The organism is Nocardia cyriacigeorgica NBRC 100375 (assembly GCF_000308555.1).
Classification (GTDB): domain Bacteria; phylum Actinomycetota; class Actinomycetes; order Mycobacteriales; family Mycobacteriaceae; genus Nocardia; species Nocardia cyriacigeorgica.
This window is the reverse complement of sequence record NZ_BAFY01000054.1, coordinates 1-7442: the sequence shown is the minus strand read 5'-3', so window position 1 is coordinate 7442 and position 7442 is coordinate 1. Positions and strand designations below refer to the sequence as shown.

The 7442-nt window shown below is 70.4% G+C and carries 7 protein-coding genes; 3 read left to right on the top strand and 4 right to left on the bottom strand.

The features are described from left to right. Positions 1-1285: SNF2 helicase-associated domain-containing protein (locus tag RJ05_RS05315; RefSeq protein ID WP_036533738.1), on the bottom strand; the 1285-nt coding region annotated here is incomplete at its 3' end. 241 nt (positions 1286-1526) lie between these two features. Between RJ05_RS05315 and RJ05_RS05310 the strand changes: the two genes are divergently transcribed. Next, on the top strand, positions 1527-1889 hold the full coding sequence (locus tag RJ05_RS05310) for a hypothetical protein (RefSeq protein WP_036533735.1): 363 nt from the start codon (positions 1527-1529) through the stop codon (positions 1887-1889). Positions 1890-2205: 316 nt separating this feature from the next. After that, complete coding sequence (locus RJ05_RS05305) at positions 2206-2868, top strand: HNH endonuclease family protein (protein WP_051016269.1); 663 nt, start codon at positions 2206-2208, stop codon at positions 2866-2868. Positions 2869-3032: 164 nt separating this feature from the next. Here the strand turns inward: RJ05_RS05305 and RJ05_RS05300 are convergent, their stop codons facing one another. Next, entirely contained in the window at positions 3033-3848 is an 816-nt protein-coding gene (locus RJ05_RS05300; protein ID WP_036533730.1) for a sulfurtransferase, read from the bottom strand. 180 nt (positions 3849-4028) lie between these two features. On the opposite strand from RJ05_RS05300, the gene RJ05_RS05295 reads away from it, so the two are divergent. Beyond that, a complete protein-coding gene (locus RJ05_RS05295) occupies positions 4029-5270 on the top strand; it encodes a benzoate/H(+) symporter BenE family transporter (RefSeq protein WP_249040553.1) in 1242 nt (413 codons plus the stop codon). Positions 5271-5293: 23 nt separating this feature from the next. On the opposite strand, the gene RJ05_RS05290 is transcribed toward RJ05_RS05295, so the two are convergent. Continuing rightward, entirely contained in the window at positions 5294-6682 is a 1389-nt protein-coding gene (locus tag RJ05_RS05290) for a dihydrolipoamide acetyltransferase family protein (RefSeq protein ID WP_081597176.1), read from the bottom strand. A 102-nt stretch (positions 6683-6784) separates the two neighbouring features. Beyond that, positions 6785-7442: alpha-ketoacid dehydrogenase subunit beta (locus RJ05_RS05285; protein WP_036533729.1), on the bottom strand; the 658-nt coding region annotated here is incomplete at its 5' end.

Here is a 7442-nt window from a genome sequence, read left to right as displayed (position 1 = left end):
CGGTGACCGGCACCTGGTCGACGCGGGTCGCGGCGATCTCGCCGATCATGTCGGCCAAGGTGACCTCGGCGTCCTCGGCGTGCAGCGCGACGTACTTCGCGGCCGCCGAAAGCACCTTGTGATCGGCCTGCACCCACTCCCCGCGCAACTGCACCAGATCGGATTTCGCGTGGATCAGCCGCTGCATCTCGTCGCGGCTGAGCACGGTATCGCCGAGAGCGAGTTCCCAGCGGTAGGACACCAGACCGGGCAATCCGACGGTGCTCTCGGCCGCGGGCACCGCACTGTTCACCCGCAAGCGCATGGTCGGCGCGGTGACCGTCCAGGCACGCGGCAACAGCAGCCGGATGCCTGCCTCCCGCAACGCGTGCACACCGTGCGCGACCAGATCCACCACTACCTCGGTGGGCAGCAGCAGGTCCATGGTGCGCGGATCACCGGGCAGATCGCGCAGCCGGGGATAGGCACGCTGCGCTTCACCCAGCCGTTCCACCGCGGCGCGCACCAACTGCGGATCACCGTGCAGTGGAACGGGAGTGGGTGCCTGGCCGTCGACGCGCAGGCAGACCTCGAGCCGCCACAGCGCCACCTCGTCGGCGTCGTCGGCGTCGGGTTCGAGCAGCCGCAGCACCAGTTCGGGTTCGTCGGCGGCGAAGCTCGACCGCCAGCGGTCCAGCATCTGCGCGGCTTGATGGCTGCCCGCCTCCACCGGAACGTCGGCGGTGAGCCCGTGCACCAGCGGATGCGGGCAGTCGCGCGCCGGAATCAGTTCGCGGACAATGGGATCGGTGAGCTCGGTGACCATGTCGTCGAGCACGGCGGCCGGCTCACCGGCCACGCGGAGTGCCGCGGGCATCGCGGAGGCGAGTTCGGCCAGCCAAGCCCGCTGCCCCGCACCGCCGACCAGCCGCCAACGCGCCCACCATTGCCCGTCGTCGCGACGCAGCTCGGGCACCACGCGCCCGGCCCGTACCCAACGCTCGATACCGAGTGCGACATGAGCGAGAAACCGCAGGTCACCCGCCACCGCCGGAGCGGGCAGACGTTGCCGCAGCGCGGCCGCGGCGGCATCCGGCGCCAACGCGTGCGCGGGCACCCGTTCGCTGCGGAAACCGCCGTCACCGGCCAGCAGCACCTGCGCGCGATGCCGGAATTTCGCGGTGCGGACGACATCGCCCAGCAACCCGGGCACGGCCTTCGCGGTGCCGGCATCGGGGCCGGCGCCGTGGCCGGGTGGGTGCCACAGCAGCAGCCCGGATCCCGGCGACCACAGACCGTGCAGCATGGCCTCATCAAAGCACCCGGCACCGACACCGAGGCCCCACGGTCACGTCGCGCGGCTCTGGATTTATCGGCCCACGCGGACGATACTTGGCATATCCGCTGGTCACCGCGGAGTTTCAGACGCTCGGCAGGCGCGGTAGCGGAGTCGTTCGACAGGCAAGCGGCGGTGTCGACCAGACGCCGGCAGCATGACAACGCGGTCACTCACACACAACGGCGGTACAACAGCGGAGGGCAGCAGCATGACGATTCTGCTCCAGGTTCTCGAGCAGAGCTTCACGCCGACCACACCGTGGGAACGGCGCAAATTCACCTTCGTCAACACTCACTGCATCGTCGGGATGCGGCTGGACGGCGAATCCGGCGTCTGGCTGGATCTGTCCCGGCCGGGTGAATCGCAGCGGCTGGCGCACACCGCCGACCCGCACGACGCGATCACCTTCCTGCTCACCACCTTCGCCAAGATCGCCGAATGCGAAGACCGTGGCGGCTCCTGGGTGATCGGCCACGACGGCACCCACTACGACACGCTCGCCGCTACCCGATTCCCGCCGCACGGCGCGCAGGACACCGCCGACGAGTTGCTGGCCCGCGCCTGGCTGTAGGTCCCACGCTGTCCGCATCCCGGCACCTGTCGGTGGGTACCGGTACAACTTCTCCATGCGGGTGGGGAAGCAACAGCAGTTCTCGACAGTCCTGGTAGCTGGGCCGCGTTCGGCCCGAACGCTCGGTGCTTCGGTAGCGGCGTGGTCAGCACTACTCCGATCGGCGGGCCACTGGCGTCGGGCCGGCGGGGTGCGGCGGCAAATTCCGGGCGCGGACGAGTCGTGCACCGATGATGGCGTGGGCGCCCTCCGGCCTCGGACGCAGCGCACCGGCTTCCCGTGTGCACGGCGCTGCGCGACGCCCGCGGTCGGTGCGCTGCTCGCCGCGCTGTGCCTGGTCAGCGGCTGCGCCCAGCCGACGACGCCGGCACCGGGCAGTCCGCCCCGCGCCGAGGTCGAGCGGTTGCTCGCGACCGTCCGGGTGGTCCCGGCCCGGCCGCATCCGGGCGGCTACGACCGCGGCTGCCGGGACGGCGAGGCCTGCGTCTTCGGACCCGCCTGGACCGACGACTACGAGGGCACCGGCGGGCACGACGGCTGCGATACCCGCAACAATGTGCTGGCCCGCCAGCTCACCGAGGTCGCGTTCCGTCCGGGCACCCGCGGCTGCGTGGTGGTCGCGGGCACGCTGGCCGATCCGTACACCGGCACCCGGGTGAGGTTCAACAAAGCCGACGCCGAGGACGTGCCGATCGACCACGTCTATCCGCTGGCCGCCGCCTGGGACCTAGGTGCGGCGACCTGGCCACTGGACCGCCGCGTACGTTTCGCCAACGACATCGACTACAACTTGCAGGCCACCACCCGCGCGACAAATCAGGCCAAAGGCGACAGCACTCCCGGCGACTGGCTACCGCCCTCTCGACCCGGGCACTGCTTTTATGCGGCCAAATACCTAGCGGTGGCCGTCCACTACGACTTACCGATCACGGTCGGCGACCAGAGGGCACTGCAAACAATCGCGGTCGGGTGCCCATAGTGGCTGGTGGGCCACCAGGACGGTAGGTATGCCACCACCGAATCGCCGATCTGCCCTCGAATCCTGCCGCTGCCCCGACGCGTGGGGAACTGCGTCGCGCCGGTGGCAAAGTACGCTCCACCGACTCGGCTCGGGGATAGCCGGATGATCCGCGTGGATCGAGATCAGGCGCCGGTCGCCACAGTGCGCTTCGGGTCGTTCGACCATTGCGACCAGGATCCCGGATACAGCGCGGCGTCGATGCCCGCGACCGCGAGCGCGGCGATCTGGTGGGCGGCGGTGACGCCTGAGCCGCAGTAGACCGCGACCGGGCCCGGGTAATCGGCGAAGCGTGCCCGCAGTTCGTCGGGGGTGCGGAAGTGGCCGTCGGCGGTGAGGTTGTCGGCGGTCGGTGCGCTGATGGCGCCGGGGATATGACCGGCGCGCGGGTCGATCGGCTCCTGTTCGCCCCGGAAACGTTCGCCGGCGCGAGCGTCGAGCAGGGCTCCCGGCCAGCGTGCGGCCGCGTCGGCATCGATGACCGGCAGATGGTTCGGGCTCAACTCGACGTCGCCCGCATCGGGATCGGGTTCGGCGCCGGTGGCCAGTTCGGCGCCGGTCGCGGTCCAGGCGGGCAGGCCGCCGTCGAGAATCCGCACATCGGCCACACCGGCCCAGCGCAGCAACCACCAGGCGCGCGCGGCCGCCATACCGCCGGTCGCGTCGTAGACGACGACGGTGTCGCTGGCGCATACGCCCCAGCTGCGGGCGCATTTCTCCAGCTGCCCGATATCGGGCAGCGGATGCCTACCGCGGGCTGGCGAGGGCGGTGCGGCGAGTTCGGTCTCCAGGTCAACGAAGACCGCGCCGGGAATATGCCCCTCCAGATAATGTTGCGGCCCGTCCGGGTCGCCGAGCGCCCAGCGCACATCGAGTAGACGTACTCGACTCTCCGACAACGCTTCTCGCAGTTCATCCGCCGAAATGAGTACCGGCCGCACCCCAGCTCCTCGTTCAGATCCGCTTCGTCGAGCCCGTCGCCTCTCAGCGTACGGCCAGATCCGCGCTTTCGTCTCCTGACCCGGAAAAGCCGGCCCGGCGCAGGTGCGCGGCCGGAATTCAGGCCAGTTCCGATCGACTGGCTCGGGACAAGACGCCGCGACCAGCGCAATATCGCCCGAATGTCGCAGAAATCTCCGGCCACCACCGCGCCACCCGCCACCGACCCGGCCGCCGGCTCACCCCGCACACGCGACATCACCCAGCCGGTCGGTGCGGGCGTGATCACCGCGCTCGTCGGGTTCACCAGTTCGTTCGCCGTGGTGCTCAGCGGGCTGACGGCGGTCGGCGCCACCCCCGCGCAGGCCGCGTCGGGACTGCTCGCGCTCTGCCTCACCCAGGCCGTCGGCATGCTGGTGCTGAGCTACCGGTACCGGATGCCGATCACCCTGGCGTGGTCGACCCCTGGTGCCGCCCTGCTCGCCGGGACCGGAGTGGTGGCAGGCGGCTGGGGCGCGGCCGTCGGCGCGTTCATGGCGACCGGCGTGCTGATCGTGGTCACCGGGCTCTCGCGCCGGCTCGCCGACCTGGTCGCCGCCATACCGGTGGAGATCGCCCAGGCCATGCTGGCCGGGGTGCTGATCTCGCTCTGCCTGGCGCCGGTCCGGGCGGTGCAGACCAGTCCCGCGGTGGTGGTGCCGGTGATCCTGGTGTGGCTGATCATGCGCCGCGTCGCCGCGCGCTGGGCGGTACTGGCCGCCTTCGCCGCGGCCGCCATCGGGGTCGGCGTCGGCATCGTGGCCGGACATGCGGAGCTCGATGCCGCCGCAATGGTTCCGACAGTCGAACTGGCTGTGCCGCAGTGGAGTTGGCAGGCCATGATCAGCATCGCGGTGCCGCTCTACGTCGTGACGATGGCGTCACAGAATATTCCGGGTACCGCGGTGCTGCGCTCCTTCGACTACCGCGTGCCCTGGCGCGCCGCGATGACGGTGACCGGGCTCGGCACCATCGCCGGCGCTCCCGCCGGCGGCCACGCGATCAACCTCGCCGCCATCAGCGCGGCCCTGTCCGCCGCGCCGTCGGCCCATCCGGACCCGCGGCGCCGCTGGATCGCCGGATGCACGACGGGCGCGAGTTACCTGCTGCTCGGTCTCGGCTCGGCGGCCTTGGCCACCCTGATCGCGGCGGCACCGGCGGGAACGCTGGAAACTGTTGCGGGCCTGGCCCTGCTGCCCACTCTCGCCGCCGCGCTGGCCGCCGCGCTGGCCCCGGAACAACACCGTGAGGCCGGTGTGGTCACCTTCCTGGTCGCGGCGTCCGGGATCGGTTTCCTCGGTATCGGTTCGGCGTTCTGGGCGGTGATCGCGGGGCTGGTCGTACGCGAGGCCTTGCACAGCCGGACCGCGATCCGAGCCGCCTGAGCAGACGGAAACGACCGAGCCGGTTACAACCGGCTCAGCAGGGTGAGCGGATCTTCCAGCAATCCGGCCGTGGTGGCCAGGAATTTGGCGGCTTGTTCGCCGTCGATCATGCGGTGGTCGAAACTGAGGGTCAGCGTGGTGACCCAGCGGATGGCGAGTTCATCGCGCACCACCCATGGCCGCTTGGCGATCGCGCCGAGGCACAGGATCGCCGCCTCTCCGGGATTGACCAGCGGCATCCCGGCGTCGACGCCGAAGACGCCGACATTGGAGATGGTGAAGGTGCCGCCGCGCAGGTCGGTGGGCGCGGCATTGCCGGTGCGGGCGACGTCGACCAGCCAGCCGATCTCGCGGCACAGATCGCGCAGGCTCAGCGCGTGCGCGTCCTTGATATTGGGTACGAGCAGGCCGCGGTCGGTGGCCACCGCGATCCCCAGATTGACGTAGTGCTTGGTGACGATTTCCTGATTCGCCTCATCCCAATAGGCGTTCAGGCCCGGGTATTCGGCCAGCGCGGCCATTACCGATTTCGCCACCAGTGCGAGCGGGGTCAGCGTCAAGCCGGTGAAGGGCGCCGTGGTGCGCAGATGGTCGAGCAGTTCCATCGTCGCCGTGCAGTCCACCGTGACCGAGGCGCCGGCCTGCGGGATGGTGCGCGCGCTGGCGACCATGGCGGCGGCGGTGCGCTTGCGGACCCCGCTGATGGGGGTGCGTTCTTCGCGGGCGGGCGGGCGCACCACGCCCGATTCGGCGCCCGCCGGGGTTTCGGTCATGGCCGGGGCCGCGGCGCGGACCCGCGGCGAGGAGACCGGGACCGCCGAGCGGACGTCGTCGACGGCGACCGCGCCCTGCGGGCCGGAACCAGCGACGTACCACAGGTCGATACCCAGCTCTCTGGCCAGTTTCCGGGCCGCGGGCGTCGCGGCCGCGCGTGCGCCGGCCGCCTGTTTCCTGTTCGCCGCGGCCGAGGAGACGGCTTCGGTCCGCGGTTGGACGCCGTTGGCGGGCTCGGCGGGCCGACACCGCCGCGACACCGCCTCCCCTTCCGGGCCGTACCCGACCAGCACCGATGTCCGTTCCGGTGCGAGCGGCCGCGCCTGCGTCGAATCTTGCGTGACGGCTGGCGCCTCCGGCGTGGCGGGTGCGGTGGTCCGCACCCGGATCAGGGGCGCACCGACCGGCACCGTCTCACCCGGCTCGGCCAGCAGCTCCACCACCGTGCCCGCGAACGGCGACGGCAGCGCCACCACCGCCTTGGCCGTTTCCACCTCTGCGATGGTCTGATTCAGCTCGACGATATCGCCGACGGCCACCGACCAGGATTGCAGTTCGGCGTCGGTCAGGCCCTCCCCCAGATCGGGCAGCCGGAATTCCAGCACATGGTTCGGGTCGTCGGCACGCGGTTCGTTCACGAAAGGCACCTCGGTCTCGATCGAGCTGGTCGCGGGCTGTCTGCGATTGTGCCGCCTCGATGACATCCGCGTTGCGCGGCGGGCCGTCGAGGCGCAAACACGTCAGGCGGCCAGCGAGCGATCCACGGCCGCGAGAATGCGGTCCGGGTCGGGCAGGTGGTGCTTTTCGAGTTTGGCCGGCGGATAGGGGATATCGAAGCCGCCGACCCGCAGCACCGGCGCCTCCAGGTGATAGAAGCAGCGCTCGGTGATCCGCGCGGCGATCTCGGCGCCGAGCCCGGCGAAGACCGGCGCCTCGTGTACCACGATCAGCCGGCCGGTCTTGGCCACCGACTCTTCGACGGTATCGAAGTCGATCGGCGAGAGGCTGCGCAGGTCGATCACCTCGAGCGAATGTCCTTCCTCGGCGGCTGTTTTCGCAGCGCCCAGGGCGGTGGCGACGGTGCCGCCGTAGGCGACGAGGGTGGCGTCGGTGCCATCGCGGCAGATCCGGGCGCGATCCGGCGGTAACTCGGCAGGGGCCTCGAAATCGACGTCGGCCTTGTCCCAGTAGCGGCGCTTGGGTTCGAAGAAGATCACCGGATCGTCGAGCGCGATCGCCTGCCGGATCATCACATAGGCGTCGGCCGGGTTGCTCGGCGTCATCACCCGCAGACCGGCGGTGTGCGCGAAATAGGCTTCCGGAGACTCGGAATGATGCTCCACCGAACCGATGCCGCCGCCGAACGGAATGCGAATGGTGATCGGCGCCTTCACCTTT